General features: G+C 47.2%; 13 protein-coding genes. 10 read left to right on the forward strand and 3 right to left on the reverse strand.

The features are described from left to right. Positions 1-81: 81 nt before the first annotated feature. On the reverse strand, positions 82-1119 hold the full coding sequence (locus J2I46_RS02135; RefSeq protein WP_207327279.1) for a tetratricopeptide repeat protein: 1038 nt from the start codon (positions 1117-1119) through the stop codon (positions 82-84). A 203-nt stretch (positions 1120-1322) separates the two neighbouring features. Here J2I46_RS02135 and J2I46_RS02140 point away from each other — a divergent pair, with 203 nt between their 5' ends. Then, the gene (locus J2I46_RS02140; protein ID WP_207327280.1) at positions 1323-1565 is read left to right on the forward strand and encodes a hypothetical protein; all 243 of its coding nucleotides are present in this window, start codon (positions 1323-1325) and stop codon (positions 1563-1565) included. Positions 1566-1670: 105 nt separating this feature from the next. On the opposite strand, the gene J2I46_RS02145 is transcribed toward J2I46_RS02140, so the two are convergent. Next, a complete protein-coding gene (locus J2I46_RS02145) occupies positions 1671-3575 on the reverse strand; it encodes a M61 family metallopeptidase (RefSeq protein WP_229379442.1) in 1905 nt (634 codons plus the stop codon). 134 nt (positions 3576-3709) lie between these two features. Here J2I46_RS02145 and J2I46_RS02150 point away from each other — a divergent pair, with 134 nt between their 5' ends. From J2I46_RS02150 to trmB, 6 genes are all read left to right on the forward strand, one after another. Further along, a complete protein-coding gene (locus J2I46_RS02150; RefSeq protein WP_207327282.1) occupies positions 3710-6742 on the forward strand; it encodes a tetratricopeptide repeat protein in 3033 nt (1010 codons plus the stop codon). Positions 6743-6746: 4 nt separating this feature from the next. Next, positions 6747-8408 carry a TonB-dependent receptor gene (locus J2I46_RS02155; protein ID WP_207327283.1) on the forward strand — a complete coding sequence of 554 codons (1662 nt, stop codon included), beginning with the start codon at positions 6747-6749 and terminating at the stop codon, positions 8406-8408. A 16-nt stretch (positions 8409-8424) separates the two neighbouring features. Then, a complete protein-coding gene (locus tag J2I46_RS02160; protein WP_207327284.1) occupies positions 8425-9591 on the forward strand; it encodes an HU domain-containing protein in 1167 nt (388 codons plus the stop codon). 132 nt (positions 9592-9723) lie between these two features. Next, positions 9724-10662 carry a hypothetical protein gene (locus tag J2I46_RS02165; RefSeq protein ID WP_207327285.1) on the forward strand — a complete coding sequence of 313 codons (939 nt, stop codon included), beginning with the start codon at positions 9724-9726 and terminating at the stop codon, positions 10660-10662. A gap of 3 nt (positions 10663-10665) precedes the next feature. After that, the gene (locus J2I46_RS02170; protein ID WP_207327286.1) at positions 10666-11958 is read left to right on the forward strand and encodes a bifunctional folylpolyglutamate synthase/dihydrofolate synthase; all 1293 of its coding nucleotides are present in this window, start codon (positions 10666-10668) and stop codon (positions 11956-11958) included. 4 nt (positions 11959-11962) lie between these two features. Further along, positions 11963-12625, forward strand: coding sequence for a tRNA (guanosine(46)-N7)-methyltransferase TrmB (gene trmB / locus J2I46_RS02175; RefSeq protein ID WP_207327287.1), 663 nt, complete (start codon positions 11963-11965; stop codon positions 12623-12625). Between the two features lie 46 nt (positions 12626-12671). Here the strand turns inward: trmB and gap are convergent, their stop codons facing one another. After that, a complete protein-coding gene (gene gap / locus J2I46_RS02180; protein ID WP_207327288.1) occupies positions 12672-13667 on the reverse strand; it encodes a type I glyceraldehyde-3-phosphate dehydrogenase in 996 nt (331 codons plus the stop codon). Between the two features lie 919 nt (positions 13668-14586). Between gap and J2I46_RS02185 the strand changes: the two genes are divergently transcribed. The 3 genes from J2I46_RS02185 to J2I46_RS02195 all read left to right on the forward strand — a co-directional run bounded on the left by J2I46_RS02185 (position 14587) and on the right by J2I46_RS02195 (position 17238). Continuing rightward, the gene (locus J2I46_RS02185; RefSeq protein WP_207327289.1) at positions 14587-15414 is read left to right on the forward strand and encodes a 2,3,4,5-tetrahydropyridine-2,6-dicarboxylate N-succinyltransferase; all 828 of its coding nucleotides are present in this window, start codon (positions 14587-14589) and stop codon (positions 15412-15414) included. Positions 15415-15546: 132 nt separating this feature from the next. After that, positions 15547-16005, forward strand: a complete 459-nt coding sequence (locus J2I46_RS02190; protein ID WP_207327290.1) for a helix-turn-helix transcriptional regulator — start codon at positions 15547-15549, stop codon at positions 16003-16005. A gap of 135 nt (positions 16006-16140) precedes the next feature. Next, on the forward strand, positions 16141-17238 hold the full coding sequence (locus J2I46_RS02195; protein WP_207327291.1) for a YncE family protein: 1098 nt from the start codon (positions 16141-16143) through the stop codon (positions 17236-17238). Positions 17239-17259: the final 21 nt, after the last annotated feature.

Below are 17259 nucleotides of genomic sequence, written 5' to 3' on the forward strand. Positions count from 1 at the left end.
AGCGGTTAACAGTGATCAGTTATCTATGAACAGTGTCTTCGGTATATTGGCTCCTTAACCCGACAAAAAGGAGTGGGTAGATTAAGGGCAAAACTGAGTTACTAACGCTGTTGCCTCTGTGTCACCGGCTATTTTTCCCCGACTCCAGGCATCACAGGCGGCAGTTTTGTTCCCGGCCAGCTGCTGGGCTTCTCCCAGGTAGACGTACAGCTTATCGACGGAAGGATCAAGTTGTTCGGCCCGTTTCAGTGCGGCAAGGGCATCTGACGCTTTTTTCTGGCGCAGCCAGTAAACACCAAGGTTGCGGTGCGCCCAGGCATTCTGATCGTTCAGCCGAATACTTTGGTTGAGTAGGGGCAGGGCTTCAGCGTCGCGGTTCAGCATCAGGAGCAGATATCCTTTGTTGTTGAGATAAAACGGCTGGTTAGCTGTCTGGTTCAGGGCTTTGTCAACGGCTGCCAATGCTTCCACGTATTTTTTTTCTCTAGCCAGTAACAGCGATTTATTATTCCATGCTTCAGCTTGATTTGGATTGATTGTCAGTGCTTTATCAATATCTGAGCGTGCATCCGAATATTGTTTCAGAGAAAAGAAGAGGGCCGCTCTGTTCGTCAGTGCTTCCACATTATTAGCATCCAGCAAAATTGCTTTATCAAATGCTGCCTGGGCCATGGGTAGATTGTTCAGGCCAGCGTAGGCCTCGCCTAAACGACTTTGATAAAAAGTTGAATCCTGATACGTTTTTTGAATCGTGAGCAGATCGGTCAGGGCGCTTTGGGCCTTTCCCAGTGTCAGGTACGTATCAGCCCGATTAAAATAGGCGGTTCCGAACGCTTTATCAGTCTCTATCGCTTTTGAATAATCGGCCAGCGCAGCATCGGGCTGGCCATCGCGAAATTTAGCGAGTCCCCGGTTGCTGTATGCATCTGCAAAATCAGACTTTTTGTTGATCGCCTCCGAATAAAACCGGATGGCTTCTTTGTATTCTCGCTTTTGCAACTGCACGTTACCACGAAGAAAAAACTGAGCCGCTTCATCCGTATCGGTAGACCCGCATGAAGACAGCGCGGCAGCTAAACATAGCGCGGTAAATAGGGAAAGCCACTGGCGACAATTCATGAATGTGGTTACGTTTAAGTTCGAACCTGCAAATATACCCTGAACAGACAACTCAGGTCTGGTTTTCGTCCATCGTTACTACTCACTACTCCCGTGCATCTCTCGCCATACGCTTTATTTTTGTACCCCGCTATTTCGTGACGTTGCTGCCGTATGTTTACGGCAGTAATCAGAATGGACGTCACTTTCGCTACTACTTACCAATGCGTTATATTAAAGATATTGAGCATACGCAACTGAAAATCAGCTTGTTCTCCTGGAATAGCAAGTATATAGTCAAAATTGAAGCCGGCCCGTACGAACAAACCTACAAAGTAGCTGAGTTCGACGTGACCGGCCCTGAAGAAGTCGAGCGTATGATTTCTGATGCGTTCGTTGCCAGTGTACTCGCCCGATTCCAACAAATGGACGCAGACTGGACAGCCGCCATGGAGAGCTATCTGTAACGTCTGGTAGGGGACCGCTGCTGACAGTAGCTCGGCACGTACCTGAAAAATTGGGTACGTTCCCACCATAGAATCAGCGGCCACGTACCCAATCAGTTTACTCCTTTATTTGATGTACAGCCACTTGGCATACAAGGCTTTCTGTTTATCGGTTACATTCGAAATCGGCTCAAGTCGATAAGAGAACAACGGATTGGTGCCAAGCTGAACAGCTATTTCGCGTGGCTGACCACCTCTGTTTATCGATAGCCGAACCGTTTCGCCCGGTTTTTTGCCCGCTAACATCTTCGATAACTCATCCGTGAGCCGGTTCCCGTCAAGTTGTAGAACAACGTCGCCAACGTTAACACCTGCCTGCTCGGCCGGACTTCCGCGCCGCACCGAGGTAATTACCTGCCGCGCAGTTGGTGCATTGGGTGTTACTGGCACAGCCGCGCCAAAGAAGCCATCTGTCGACGGCGGACCTGCATTAACAAGCCGCATGCCAACCGGTTCGAAGTACGTGTTATAATCGATTTGACCGGTACCGTTAACGCCTTTGTCAAAGAAATTGGTCAGCGACGTACCGGCGATCTGCTCGGCTGCCTTCCGGAATTCGTCGTCGGTGAAACCTCGTTTCTGTTTCTTATAATACTCGTTATACAGCAACCGAAGCAGGTCATCCATCGATCGCTGCCCATTGCTTCCTGAGAGAATAGCCAGGTTCAACAACGAGCCCAGTACGGCTCCTTTTGAGTAGTAAGACACCGTGCTGTTAGCCGAATTTTCGTTAGGCCGATAGTATTTTATCCAGGCGTCCCAGCTCGATTCTGCTGCAGACTGTACCTGATTGCCCGGTTGGTTTTCAATGCCGTTGATGTCGCCCGCTACAATTTTTAAGTACTCATCAGGCGTATGAAACCCAGCCCGTCGAAGGATGTAATCTTCGTAGAACGACGTACAACCTTCTGATAGCCAGAGCATATGTGTATAATTCTCGTTTTCGTAGTCAAACGGCCCAAGGGCAATTGGTCGAATCCGCTTTACGTTCCAGAGGTGAAAATACTCGTGAGCTACCAGTGTTAGGAATCCCTTGTAACTACGTTCTGTGGCGTAAGCAGTCAGATTCGTCTGCAGCGTCGTAGAGTTCAGATGTTCCAGTCCGCCGCCGCCCTGATTTGTGTGGTGAACCAGGAATGTATAATCGGTACAGGGGTGCTCGCCCACAACGGTAGCCGCTGTTTCACACACGCGCTTGTAGTCGGCTGCCAGCTTTTCTGCATTATACTCCAGGGGGCCATTGCCATACATGGCGACTGTGTGAGGCACATTGGCGGCCGTGAAGGTAAATGTGCTGTGATTGCCAATTTCGATGGGCGAATCGACCAGAATATCGTAATTAGGGGCTTCGTAGGTGAAGGCGCTGGCTGATACTGCTTTCATACCCGTCGATACTTTCTTCCAGCCGGGGAACGGCATAATTTGGACGGTCAGGGGCTGGTTTTTCAGAGCATCGTTATACAGAAAAACGCTGGCACCATTGAGGTAACCGTGCGAGTCGTCGAGAAAACTGTTCCGTACGCTAAACTCGTAGGCATATACCCGGTAACGAATCGTCAGGTCATCTGAACTGGTATAGACCCGCCAAGTGTTTTTGCGAATTTTATCGCTCTTCACGGGTTGGCTTCCTGTTGTGGCCACAAAACCTTCTACATTCTTAGCGTATTCACGAATAAGGTATGATCCTGGTGTCCAGACAGGCATTTTTACGTCGATATAACCGTTTTTCCGGGCATTGGTAGCCCCGGCGGCGTTTTGCAGGCGCATTTCAACCTCAAAATAATGCGTTTGTGGTTGCGGCATTGACAGGGTGTAACTGATCCGGGCAGTTGCGGCATCGGCCGGGTCGTCAGTTGCCAGCGAGTTAGTGGCGTTTGTGGATGAAGTTGTTGGAAGCGGAAGAGCCAACAGCCCAGTACATAGGGATAGTTGATTCAGCAGTAAAAACAGAACGAGCAAGCGTTTTTTCATACGGAAAGACCAGTACATTCGTTGAAACAATCGTAGTATGAGTATGTTTAATTGACGACACCGGTAGTATAGCTCCGGTTTGGTCAGCTAAACTACAACCCTTTCTCTTCATTACACAACCGTTAATCGGTTCTATGCATCCAGCATCTCCCCGCGTTTGGGGGGCCTTATGTGTGGTTGTCGGGTCATTCGTGACTCCGCCCCTGATGGCTCAGCGAACGTTAACCTACACCGAACCCGATCTGCACTATCGCAATGGGGTTGAACTTTTTGAACGAAGCAACTATGCTGCGGCTCGCTCTGAATTCGAGCGATACCTAAATCAGCGTCGACCGTTGCTCAACACATCAGGTACGCCCGCCGCTGGGTCGCCTGCCAGTGATCCTAATGCCGTTTCGGCAGAGTATTACATGGCACTGGCGGCGCTATATGCCGATGAACCCGGAGCTGAGGCGCTGGTCGACCGCTTTGTTCGTAACCATAGCGAACACCCCAAAGCTGGCCAGCTCTATGGTGATCTTGGTTTGTACTACGTCAGTAGGGAAGACTATACCAATGCCATAACGTACCTGCAAAAGGCTGTTAGTCAGTCGAATACGGCTGGTAAGCAGCAGGATTATCAGTTTAATCTGGCTCTTGCCTACTATAATACCCAGGATCTGGCCAAGGCACTGCCGTTACTTAACGCGATCAAGACAGACCCTAATTATGCCAATGCGGCGGCGGCCTCTTATTATGCTGGTGTTATAAACTTCCGTAACGGACAATTCAACGAGGCGATCAGCGATTTTCGGCGTATTGAAAATAACCCGACTTACCAGGGTGACGTACCCAACTGGCTCGCTCAGGCGTATTATAAGCAGGGGAGGTACGATGAATTGACGGCGTATACGGAACCGCTGCTTAAACGCAATACAGGACCTGCTCTGGCTGAGGTAGCGTTGTTTACGGCAGAAGTGTATTACCGTCAGGGGCAGTATGCGCAGGCCATCCCGGCTTACAAACGCTACCTGTCTGTGAAAGGCGCAGCGGCTCCGGCAGCCGTGAAGTATCGGTACGGTCAGTCACTGTATAAAACGGGTAATTATCCGGATGCCATCACGCAGTTGAAACCTGTTGCATCGGGAAAGGATACGACTGCTCAGTATGCAGCGTACACGCTGGGAATCAGCTATCTCCAGACGGATAACCCGTCCTATGCCCTGACGGCCTTCGATCAGGCTGGTCGGCTGGCGTTCAGCCCGTCTATCCAGGAAGAAGCTAAGTTTACCCATGCCAAACTGCAACTCGATCAGAAACGCGGCGCTGAGGCGATTACGGAGCTAAACGATTTTATCAAAAAGTACCCAGATAGCCGGTTCGAAAATGAAGCGAATGAACTGGTGGGTGAGGCGTATCTGGCGTCGAATAATTATCCGGCGGCTATTACTTACATCGAAAAACTAAAGAACCGTACGGCGCGGATCAACGCAACCTATCAGCGATTGACCTTTAATCAGGCAGTTGCTGATTACAACGCCGAACGGTACCCGGCCGCACTGATCAACTTTAATAAATCATTGACCGTCTCGGGCGATGCGGAATTGAAAGCAGGTGCCACATTCTGGAAAGCGGAGGCACTATCTGCTCAAAAGAAATGGGCCGAAGCCATTCCGCTCTATACGCAGGTACGTTCGGGCGAGTACGGAGCGAAGAGTCTCTATGGTTTAGGGTACGCCTATTACAATCAGAAAGATTACGCAAAGGCCTTGGGCTATTTCCGCGATTTCCTGAAGGCATCGGCCGGAAGTGATGATCCAACAGTAGGGGATGCCTACATCCGTTCGGCCGACTGTTTGCTGGCAACGAAGCAATATAACGAAGCCATGAAAGCCTATGATCAGGCTATTGCTACGGGCCGGGCTGATTCCGATTATGCCACGTATCAGAAAGGAGTTATTCTAACGTACGTTGGTCGGGAAACCGAGGCTAAATCACTGTTCGACCAGGTTCAGCGCAATCCGTCGTCACGCTATGCCGATGATGCTCTTTTCCAGACAGCGAACGTTGATTTTGAAAAAGGCAATTTCGCAGCGGCTGTATCCGGTTACACCAAACTGATTTCTGGTCGCCCCAATAGTTACCTGATCCCGGCTGCGCTGCTGAAGCGGGCCGTAGCGTACGCCAACCAGCAGCAATATGACCCTGCTGTAGCCGATTATAAACGAATCCTGGACGATTATGGTAATACACCTCAGGCACAAAGTGCGCTGTTGGGTCTACAGAATACGCTCGACGATGCCAATCGTACCGACGAATTTTCGGATGTGCTTGGGAAATACAAGCGCAGCAATCCGGGTAGTACGGATGTAGAAAAGGCAGAGTTTGAGAATGCGAAGTCGCTTTATTTTGCCGAGAAGTACCCACAGGCTCTCGCAGCGTTTAAAGCGTATTCGCAGGAATATCCGAATAGCCCCAACCGGAATGAAGCCCGTTATTATGGCGCTGACGTTTATGCAAAGACAGGGGATGTACCGGCGGCCCTTCGGTTGTATGGTCAGTTAATTCAGGAAGGCAAATCAACGTTCGCCGTAAAAGCCGCCAGCCGTGCTGCTGAATTAGAACGTCGTCAGAAGAATTATCCCGGTGCCATCAAAAACTACCAGTATGTGCTGTCACGCTCGAATGAGCGAACAGATCAGGTCACCGCGCAGCTTGGGATGATGGATACGTATTATGCATATAAAGTTGACTCAGCCGGCGTATTGGCTCGTCAGATCGTTTCGGCCGGTAACATCGTGCCAGGTGCGCAGAATAGGGCCCAACTGATGCTTGGTAAAGTGGCCTTGTCGAAAGGCGATTATAAAACGGCAACGGCAGATTTTGAGAAAACCATTGCATTGGCGAAAGACGTGAGTGGGGCAGAGGCGAACTACCTGATTGGCGAGGCGCAGTACAAACAGAAAAAGTACAAGGAGTCGATCGCTACACTATTGCGCTTCAACGAGCAGTTTGATGGGTTTGAGTACTGGAAAGGGAAAGCCTTTATTCTGGTGGCTGATAATAACGTAGCACTGGGCGAAACGGCCCAAGCCAAAGCCGTGCTGACGTCGATCATTGAAAATGCTGCTGAAGCCGAGATTGTTGCTGAAGCCAAAACCAAATTAGCCGCCATTGAGACGAAATAGCCCTATGTCACGTACCTACACATCGCTGTTTCTGAGTGTGTTCGCCTTGTCGGTGGCACATGCGCAGCAGCCCGGAAAAATTGATAATCAGGAAATCACGGTTGAAAAGAGCCGTCGGATCGAACTACCTCCGGCCGATCGGATCCAGAACAAGATTCCATCGCCGAAAGCGAATACAGATGCGAAGAAACTGACGTATGAGTTTCAGGATCGGAAGCTAACCATAGGCGACCCCCGTATCCAGCCGACAGTACTGCCATTAAACGCTACGAAAGCGGAAGTCCCGCCTGCGTTCACGAACTATGTAAAGCTGGGAGCGGGTAACTATAATACTTTTTATGGTGAAGGTTTTTATGGCCTCACTACGGAAAGTGGTCTGGGTGTAGAAGCGTCTGTTCGGCATCTGGGTTCTGGTATCGGTCCAGTCGACGGTGCCAATTCGGCCCAGCGAGAAACCCGGGTAGATCTGAAAGGGACCTACAATACCGACTTATTTAAGCTTACCGGCGGGTTGGGGTACGAGCAGGAGCGATATTTTTTCTACGGTTATAAACCTCAGTTTCTGGATGGTAACCGGGTGATTCCTAATCGCGATTCACTTCGGCAGCAGTTAAGCACATTCCGAATCAATCTGGGCATCGAAAATAACGGGAAAGACCAAACCCTCGATTATGCGCTGAAAACGAGCCTGACCACGTTGAAAGACGCTTATCGTGCCTCGGAAACCGATTGGGCTACAACCCTTCAAACGTCACTGGCCATTACCGATAAGGTCATTGCGCTGGTCAACGCCGATGCGTATATCACGCAGCGATCTGATCAGGAAGTAGATAATCGGAATCTGTTTCGCCTTCGTCCGGCTTTCCGCTATTCGTCGCCTAACCTGACGGTTACGCTGGCTCTTAACGCTGTTAACGAAACGGATAAACGGCTCGGAATCAACAATACGCTGGCGTTTCCCGTTGCGAACGTTGATGTGGTACCAACGGGTAATATTCACTTCTTTGCCGGTATCGACGGTGATATTGTCAGGAACACACTTCGGAGTCTGTTGAGCGAAAATCGGTGGCTGGCTCCTAATGTATTGCTGGCAAACACAATCAAGTCGTATGACCTGTACGGCGGATCAAAGGGGCAACTGGGCAACGGATTTAGCTATGAGGGTAAAGTGTCTTATGCCCGCTATCGGAATTTCTACGGTATCAACAACACCTGGCCTGATACTACCAAATTCTTTGCGGTATACGATGGAGGCATCGCCCACGTGTTAACGGTATCGGGTCAGATCGGGTATTCACTCAACGAACGTTTTACATCGACATTGAAAGGTGACGTGTTTCGGTATGATCTTGATCGGATGGATGAAGCCTGGGGGCGACCACAAGCCACGGTGCAATGGCTCAATAGTTACACGCTCAATAAAAAGTTATTCGTCACCTCTGATCTGTATGTAAATACGGGGATACGAAACAAAAACTTTACTACAAACGAACTTGTGAAGTTGCCTGCGATCTACGATTTGAACCTTAAAATCGACTATTTCCTTGGTAAACAGGTCTCTGCGTTTGTATCGTTAAATAATATCTTCGGGCAAACGTATCAGCGCTATTTGTATTATCGGGTGCAGGGCCTTAACTTTCTCGGAGGAATTTCATACTCCTTCTGATTTGACTATTTAGACTATGCAACCCATCGGTGATTACCTGAAAAAGCTGCTGTACCAGTATGACTGTATCGTGGTACCTACGCTGGGCGCTTTCCTGACCCATTCGGTATCCGCTTCGTTTAATGAAGCAACAGGTCAGTTTTTGCCGCCCCGCCGTAAAGTTGCGTTCAATGAAGCCTTAATGCTCGATGACGGTATTCTGTTGAATTACGTTATGCTGCATGAGAGCATCACCCGTGATGAAGCCTTGCGGGGAATCAATACGTTTGTTTCAACACTGAAACAGGAAGCCCGTCTCATGGGAAGTTTTACCATCGACGGTCTGGGATTGTTTTCGTTCAATGAAGAGAACCGATTACAATTCGAGCCAGAACTGCGGCATAACTTCCTGGGAGGTGCCTACGGCATGCAACCTGTTATGCTGGCCAGCAAAGTTGTTCATCTGGCTCAACCTGTGGTGATGGTGAATTCGGCACCAGTGGTTCAGGTACGTCAATTACCAGCCCTGGCTTCCGATCCATCTACGGCGCTGGTTGTTTCAAGTGAGGTTGACGAAGGCCAGGTTCTACCAATGCCTGTTCGTCGGTCAGGTGGTGTATGGCGTTGGGCCGCGGCAGCATTGTTGGTAGGTTCGCTGGGTTTCATTAGTTATTTCTCCGTGATCCGTCCAGGAGACCCACTACAAAGCAGCCTTAATCCAGCTTCGTTGTTTCGTGTACCCGCTTTCCAGCGTGATCAGCCAGTTGAAACGAAACCTGTAACGCCTGCACAGCAAACTTCGGTCGAATTGGATCCGGCCAAAACTGGTGAAGAGTCGGGATTTGCTCCGGAAAAACCAACTGTTGGCATTCCTGAAAAAAAAGTATCAGTAACTGAAATGCCAGTTGTAGCCAACGTATCGGTTCAACCAACCAGCAACGTACCTGAGTTGGCGGTTATGTCACCTTCGGCTGTAAAAACAAATTTTACGGTTATTGCCGGTAGCTTTGCCAGTCGTCAAAACGCAGTTCGGTTTCAGAAACGATTAGTTAAAGCTGGTTATTCGGATGCCTATATCGTTCAGGGGCGAGGGCTAATTAAAGTCGCTGCAATTGGCACTGCCTCACTGACTGAGGCTGAAGCTGGCCTTGATTCGCTTAATTCATTAACAGGCATTACGCCCTGGATTATGCGCAATCACTAAATAGATCAGTCGAAATTGAGTGTAGAGGCGGCCAACTGGCTGCCTTTTTTTATGTTTGTACTGGACACGTATAACGAAAGGCCATTGCTGCTCGTTAAGAACTAAATCGGTATAATTAGCCGACGCTGAACTATGCGTATTGCGTACGAGAACGAAACCGAAGCCCGTACCGTTGCTTTTGCCTCGGCAACTGTAACTATGGTGGGCGTGTTGATCATCCTGTTTCTGGTGACTTTATCCAGTTCAACCCCCAATCCACCACCCGTTGAATACGTCGAGGTGAACTTTGGTACGTCTGATGTGGGAAGCGGATCGGTTCAGACATACAACAAACCCAATCCGTCTCCTAGGGCGGAAAATGTGAAGAAGTCGGAAGATCGACCTAACCCGAAGGTAACCACCACGCCACGGGTTGAGCGGACCCCTGTAGCCCCTACAACCCGGACAGAAGAAACGAAGACGAGTAAGTCGCCGGCAGAGAAGCCAATTATCGCCAGCCGGAGTGAAAGTCCTGTTAGTGTGCCTGAGCGCCCCGAGACAAAACGACCGGAAACCACGTCGCCAAGATCGACCCCGGCGCCACCCCGTGCTGAACCGGTGAAAAAAACGGAGACGGTTGATCCGAGTGCACTGTATAAGCGTTCGTCGGGTGCGGCAGGCTCGAATGGCACAAACGGACGAGCTGCCGGAACAGGTGGTAATAATAACGGAGATGATAAATCAGGTGTAGGAGATAAGGGCAATCCAGATGGAAACATCAATGCCAAAGAGTTTTACGGCAAGCCCGGTGGTAGCAAGAGCGGTGTAGCCTTAAACGTGTCGGGCTGGTCGTTCGGTAATAATAAACTGGACAAAGATGATTCGGACGACAGCGGAAAGATTATTTATCAAATTAAGGTTGATAGTGATGGGAATATTGTTTCTGCCCGAGCTATGCAACAGACCGTGAGCCCTTCAGTCGAAAGCTTTTACCGTCGTCAGGTATTGCGGTTCAAGTTACGTCCTAAAGGGTCAGTAACGCCGTCTGAACTTGCCGTAGGTACGTTGACCATCAATATCAGTTCCAATTGACGTATGACATACAACGAGGCTCTCTCGTACCTCTACGATCGCCTGCCCGTTTTTCATCGGGTGGGCGTTTCCGCTTATAAACCCGGGCTATCTAATGTGTTAGCTCTATGCGATGCGTTGGGTAACCCACAACATAAGTTTCGAAGTATACATGTAGCCGGAACGAATGGCAAAGGCAGTACATCGCACCTGTTGGCTAGTGTGTATCAGGCTGCCGGTTATCGGGTTGGTCTGTATACATCTCCGCATCTGAAATCATTCACGGAGCGAATCAGGCTGAATGGGGTTGCTATACCAGAAGCTGATGTTGCCGCCTTCGTTGAATCGCAGCAGCTGGTTATTGAACAGATTCAGCCTTCATTCTTCGAAGTAACTGTAGCGATGGCATTCGACTTTTTTGCCCGTCAGCAAGTCGACATTGCCATTATCGAGGTGGGGCTGGGAGGGAGGCTCGACTCAACGAACATCATTACACCCCTGGTCAGTGTCATTACCAATATTGGCTGGGATCATGTGGATATCCTTGGTGATACACTCCCCCTCATTGCTGCTGAGAAGGGGGGGATTGTTAAGGAGAACGTACCTGTAGTCATTGGTGAAATGCATCCAGAAACACAGCCTGTATTCGAGGAAATCGCGGATAGGCATCGGTCGACGATCCATTTTGCTGATCAGCAGTGGAAACTGACTGATGGAGGATGTGTGGATGGGGTGCGCCTCATTAGCTGCACGCGTGCTGGTAGGATTAATTCGTCATTTACCGTCGAATTGCCTTTACTGGGATTGTATCAACTCTCTAACCTTAAAACGGTCTTGTCTACTGTTGATGTGATGCAATCACAATTACCTGTAAACGACGAGGCAGTTGAGATTGGCTGTCGGCAGGTTGTATCACTCACGGGGTTGAAAGGGAGGTTTCAATATCTGAGCCAGTCCCCTGCTGTGATTGCAGATACGGCGCATAACAAGCCAGGTATTGAGGCATTGATGGCAACAGTAGAGACGATAACCTACGATCGTCTTCGTCTGATCATTGGTTTTGTTCGTGATAAGGATGTTCCGGCAGTATTAAGTCTATTTCCGCCCACCGCCATCTATTACTTTTGCCAGGCCGATTCAGTACGCGCCTTACCTGTTGATGAGTTGGTTACTCTGGGTAGCGCGGCCGGTTTAGTTGGTAACCGGTACCCGAATGTAAATACAGCCCTGGATGCTGCTCTCGCTGAGGCAGGTATTAACGATTTACTATTAATCACCGGCAGCACCTACGTTGTTGCCGAAATTAATTTACTATAAGTGTATGGCTAGACGCCGGAAAATGTACCGTTTTGAACAGAATAAAGAAGCTGCGAATGTTATTGAACGCGGGAAGCCAATTTATACTACTATAAAAGGCCACTGGTTAACCGATTATTTTAAGAATGACAACCCAATCGTTCTGGAGTTAGGATGTGGCCGAGGCGAATACACGGTAGGGTTGGCTCAGGCATATCCAGCCTGCAATTTTATTGGTATCGACATCAAAGGAGATCGCATTGCGCGTGGTTCTCAGTCGGCTATTGAAGCGGGGCTGACTAATGTGGCTTTTTTACGGACAGACATCCAGTATCTGCATGAATTTTTTGGTGAAGAGGAGGTCGATGAAATTTGGATCACGTTCCCAGATCCTCAGCCCCGAGATAAGCAGGAGAAACATCGTTTAACCTATTCGTCATTTCTCTCGTTGTACAGGATGATACTGAAGCCATGCGGTCTTTTGCACCTTAAAACAGATCATGCTCCTTTCTTTGAGTATAGTATGGAATCACTTCCCGAGAATGGATATGTGATTTTAGATGCTACGAGAGATTTATATAGCTCGCCTCTGAATGAAATTCACTTAGGTATCAAGACTAAATACGAGGCCATGTTTTATGCTAAAGGGTTTTCGATCAATTACCTACAAAGTCAAAAGAGGGCCTAACCGGTTACGGTTAGGCCCTCTTCCACTACGCATGATTTTGGAACGGTTAGTTAAATAACCGTTCCATTAGATCTGCCACTCGGCTAGAATAGCCGTACTCATTATCATACCAGCCAACTACTTTGGCAAAATTGCCCATCGATGTTGTCAGTTTTGAGTCGAATATGCAGGAATGAGGGTTACCAACGATATCAATTGATACAAGCTCATCAGTCGCATATTCCAAAATCCCTTTCATCGTCGTTTCAGCAGCCTGTTTCATTACCGCGTTGATTTCTTCGGCAGTAACTTCTTTTTTCAGGATTACCGACAGGTCAGTTAATGATCCATCTGGTGTTGGAACGCGCATGGCATTTCCATCTAGCTTACCTTTTAAGTGAGGTAATACTAAACCAACTGCTTTAGCAGCACCCGTTGACGTTGGTACAATAGACAAGGCTGCCGCTCGCGCCCGACGTAAATCAGAGTGAGGTGCATCATGCAAGTTCTGGTCTGCTGTATAAGCGTGAATAGTGGTCATGTAGCCCTTTTCGATACCGAAGCTATCGTCCAGAACTTTGGCCATTGGTGCCAGGCAGTTTGTTGTGCAGGAAGCATTGGAGATAATTGTTTCGCTACCTGTCAAGATGTTATCATTCACACCTAACACAACAGTAGGGATATTTCCTTTTGCAGGTGCTGAGATGACTACTTTTTTGGCACCAGCCTGCAAGTGCTGACCTGCTCCGGCTTCATCAACAAAACGCCCTGTCGATTCCAGTACTACATCTACTCCGAGATCTTTCCATGGAAGCAATTTAGGATCGCGTTCAGCATATGCATTAATACGTTTTCCATTTACGGTTAGACTATCAGCATCTGCTGAAACCTGTCCGGGGAAGCGGCCGTGTACAGAATCATACTTCAGCAGATGGGCTAGTGTGGCATTGTCGGTGAGATCATTAATTGCTACAATTTCAATGTTCTCTTTCTCCAACAATCTACGGAATGATAGACGTCCAATACGTCCAAATCCATTAATAGCTACTTTAATCGTTGCCATTCGTTATGCAAACAGGTTTGGTTAACGATCCAAAGATAAGAGGTTGTATCATAAAGACCACTATTTAGCAATAAAGAGAGTTTAGCAAATAACTCATAACCTAATTAGTAAATTCGACTCAAAAAATTAGTATTATCGTCTATTTACTAACAAATTTGCGAAAATCTAAGCAATTTTTAGTTACAGTATTAGTAATTATTGGATTTTACTAACAGCATTACTAAAATAATAGCACTTTACTAAATGCATCTAATTTAATTGCTAATCGGCTTTACTAAGGTGTGCCTTCGAGATCATATCTTCTTGTCATTTTGATATGATCCATTTTCTTCAGATCTAATTAAAATGTTACTGTCTATTCCTGCATTCATATAATATAGTGGATAGGAGAGGGCAAAGAAAGAATCAATCACTACTCCAATTGATACACCTATCTTGAAATGGCATAACAATAATGACATAACAATAACCACCAACCGACAGCAATCTGACTGTTTAAGTAGACATGGAAAAAAGGCGATCCGGATTGCCCTTCTGAATAGCCTTTCTTTCTCTCCACAGACATTCCTTCATAAGTGTAGTAACGTTCATAGAACACTCGATCTGTCATTTGTCTCTACGCAATACTGTTCCTTTCTAAAAACCCCAAACGATTAGATACCCTGTGCTGATAACATCGGTACCAGTATAAACCAATCGGTCTATAGCCTGACAACTACACAATCTGATATTGTATATTGGCCTTATATTTACAAGCGAATCAAACCACTTAAACTGTTATCTCGAATAGATTTGACTTCAATTAGTATGTCCTCAATTTTTGTGACAAAATATAATTTGCTCGTAAAAAATAGAGCTAGACTAAATGTACTAATTATCAATCAATTAGACCGAGATTAATAAAGTTTTACTTTCTGTTATGGGTAACAAAAAAGACCAAATCCTTGAAGCTTGGGCGGACCGCTCTCTACTCAGTAATCCAACTTATAAAGCCACTATTGACGATGTAATACACGAACTGAATGAAGGAAAGATTCGTGTGGCAGAACCTATTGACGCATCAACAACAGGGGAGTGGCAGGTAAACGAATGGGTCAAAAAGGCTATTCTCCTCTACTTTGTAAGTCAAACTATGAAACCGGAGGAAGTTGGGATTTTTTCGTTCAATGATAAAATCCCACTAAAAACTGACTTCGCCACAAAAGGCGTGCGCGTTGTTCCACCAGCTACCGTCCGCCACGGAGCCTATTTAGCACCTGGTGCCATCTTAATGCCCTCGTACGTTAACATAGGTGCTTACGTCGGCGAACGCACAATGGTTGATACCTGGGCGACTGTTGGTAGCTGTGCTCAAATTGGAAGCGATGTTCATTTGAGTGGTGGCGTAGGCATCGGGGGTGTACTCGAACCACCTCAGGCAGTTCCCGTTATCATTGAAGATGGGGCCTTCATCGGATCACGCTGTATCGTTGTAGAGGGGGCTCGCATTGGTGCTAAGGCCGTGTTGGGAGCTGGCGTAACTATCACTGGATCGTCTAAGGTAATTGACGTTACAGGTGAGAAACCGGTCGAGTATAAAGGATACGTACCTGCCAATTCTGTTGTCATTCCAGGTAGCTATACGAAAGAGTTTGCTGCCGGAAGCTATCAAGTACCATGTGCCTTGATAATTGGCCAGCGTAAAGCCTCAACCGATTTAAAGACATCATTGAACGATGCGCTCCGAGAGAACAACGTTGCAGTTTAACATTAACAACCAGTAAGTAAAAAATGCGTCTAGTTACATTTGTAATTAAGCGCATTTTTTTTGTTCTCACTGATTACTTTTGTACATTCGGCTTAATTTACAACTGTAATTTACATTTAACCAATTGCAACAATGTCAATCAATGACAAAATTAAACAGGTGCTGACTATTAAAAACCTATCACCTTCTTATCTAGCAGATGATATTGGCGTTCAGCGGTCTAGTATTTCACACATCCTCTCAGGAAGGAATAGACCCAGTTTAGACATCATTCAAAAGATTGTTAGACGATTTCCTGAGTTTACCTACGAGTGGTTTCTTGAATCGGATACACAATTGTCAACTAATCAGGATCAGACACCTGCCCGGGAAAACTTAAGGGCGGTTGGTTCACCAGCCAACAAAACACGTCCTGCCACCCGTTTTGAACAACCAGACTCCGGTGATCAGTCGTCCGGTGATTCAGCAAAGTTGACAGGAAACCAAAGCGAAACGATCGTTCCAAAATTGTCAAGTCCACCAAAGCCCTTAATCGATCGGATACTTATCTTTTATACAGACGGAACGTTTCGGGAATACACACCCGCTTAACTCAAGCAGTAGGAGAGGTTTACTATCTTTTATTGTATCTCTTTTACACCGGTCTTATAGGCTACATACCACTTTCTAACATATCGTATTTGGCATCTTTACGACATGTATCTTTAGTATCAGATAACTTTTTACATGCAACATCGTCATCCAACTCTTTCATTGCTATCGGCAGGTTTGACCTTACTATTTATTTCAGAGGCGTGTACGATTTCCGAGCCCTTACGCACCGAACCATTTGAACGTGGTGTGGTCGTTTTAGAGGCAGGGCAATCGACCAAACAAAACGCATCGGTCAGCTTCCTTTCTCCTGATAAAGGTAAAACGAACGACATTTTTGCTGCAGTTAACGATCGTCCACTTGGCGATTTACTTAAATCCTATACGGAGATTGACGGTAAAGGGTACTTGTTGGTTAGTAATAGTGATAAAGTAGAAGTTGTTGAAAACAGCACATTCAGAAGTATTGCCTTCATCAATAAGGATGTTGAGCAATGTCGATATATGGTAGCGGCACCACCGCAAAACGGCTTTTTCCTGAAAGGCTATGTCAGTTACTGGGGTGGTAAAACAATGGCGCCCGGTGTAGCCATTGTTAGCTTGGCAGACCGGAAAGTTATTAATCATCTGGTTGTAGGCAGTGGCCCGGAACAAATGGTCGTGGTGGGAGAACAATTATTTGTTGCCAACTCGGGTGGACCAACGGTTGGTAATACTGTATCTGTCATCAATACTACGACAGATCAGGTAGTAACAACGATTCCAGTTGGTGATGTGCCTACATCGGTTATCTACGATTCTATATCAGGACTTATCTATGTATTGTGCAGTGGTAAGCCAACCCGGCTCAACGCAGGTGGAACCACCACTGCCGAGCTAATTAAAATCAACCCCACGACCAGGCAGGTAACTAGCCGAATTACCATTGGTGGCCGACCCGTCACAGGCAATCCAACCAATCTGACATTTAACCCAACGTCTCAATTATTCTATTTTTTACTTAGGGGAGCCGTTTATTCGTTTCCAGCTGCAGCAACTTCGATTGCAGTCGATAAACCATTAATAAATCAATCGTTTACCGGGCTCGGCGTTGACCCAGCTACCGGAATTATTTATGGTGGTTATTCACGTGACTCAACCAGTAAAGGTGTCGTGAGACGTTTCCAGGCAACAGGCAGTCTGATTGATACAGTTTCAGTTGGATACGTACCTGATGGCTTTTACTTCAAATAGAATGTTGGCCCAACGTTATCT

It is taken from the genome of Fibrella forsythiae (genome assembly GCF_017353175.1).
In the GTDB taxonomy this organism is placed as follows: domain Bacteria; phylum Bacteroidota; class Bacteroidia; order Cytophagales; family Spirosomataceae; genus Fibrella; species Fibrella forsythiae.

Excerpts from the sequence above, each read along its gene's own strand:
- J2I46_RS02135 (WP_207327279.1), bottom strand. The coding sequence starts at position 1,119 with ATGAATTGTCGCCAGTGGCTTTCCCTATTTACCGCGCTATGTTTAGCT.
- J2I46_RS02140 (WP_207327280.1), top strand. The coding sequence starts at position 1,323 with ATGCGTTATATTAAAGATATTGAGCATACGCAACTGAAAATCAGCTTG.
- J2I46_RS02145 (WP_229379442.1), bottom strand. The coding sequence starts at position 3,575 with ATGAAAAAACGCTTGCTCGTTCTGTTTTTACTGCTGAATCAACTATCC.
- J2I46_RS02150 (WP_207327282.1), top strand. The coding sequence starts at position 3,710 with ATGCATCCAGCATCTCCCCGCGTTTGGGGGGCCTTATGTGTGGTTGTC.
- J2I46_RS02155 (WP_207327283.1), top strand. The coding sequence starts at position 6,747 with ATGTCACGTACCTACACATCGCTGTTTCTGAGTGTGTTCGCCTTGTCG.
- J2I46_RS02160 (WP_207327284.1), top strand. The coding sequence starts at position 8,425 with ATGCAACCCATCGGTGATTACCTGAAAAAGCTGCTGTACCAGTATGAC.
- J2I46_RS02165 (WP_207327285.1), top strand. The coding sequence starts at position 9,724 with ATGCGTATTGCGTACGAGAACGAAACCGAAGCCCGTACCGTTGCTTTT.
- J2I46_RS02170 (WP_207327286.1), top strand. The coding sequence starts at position 10,666 with ATGACATACAACGAGGCTCTCTCGTACCTCTACGATCGCCTGCCCGTT.
- trmB (WP_207327287.1), top strand. The coding sequence starts at position 11,963 with ATGGCTAGACGCCGGAAAATGTACCGTTTTGAACAGAATAAAGAAGCT.
- gap (WP_207327288.1), bottom strand. The coding sequence starts at position 13,667 with ATGGCAACGATTAAAGTAGCTATTAATGGATTTGGACGTATTGGACGT.
- J2I46_RS02185 (WP_207327289.1), top strand. The coding sequence starts at position 14,587 with ATGGGTAACAAAAAAGACCAAATCCTTGAAGCTTGGGCGGACCGCTCT.
- J2I46_RS02190 (WP_207327290.1), top strand. The coding sequence starts at position 15,547 with ATGTCAATCAATGACAAAATTAAACAGGTGCTGACTATTAAAAACCTA.
- J2I46_RS02195 (WP_207327291.1), top strand. The coding sequence starts at position 16,141 with ATGCAACATCGTCATCCAACTCTTTCATTGCTATCGGCAGGTTTGACC.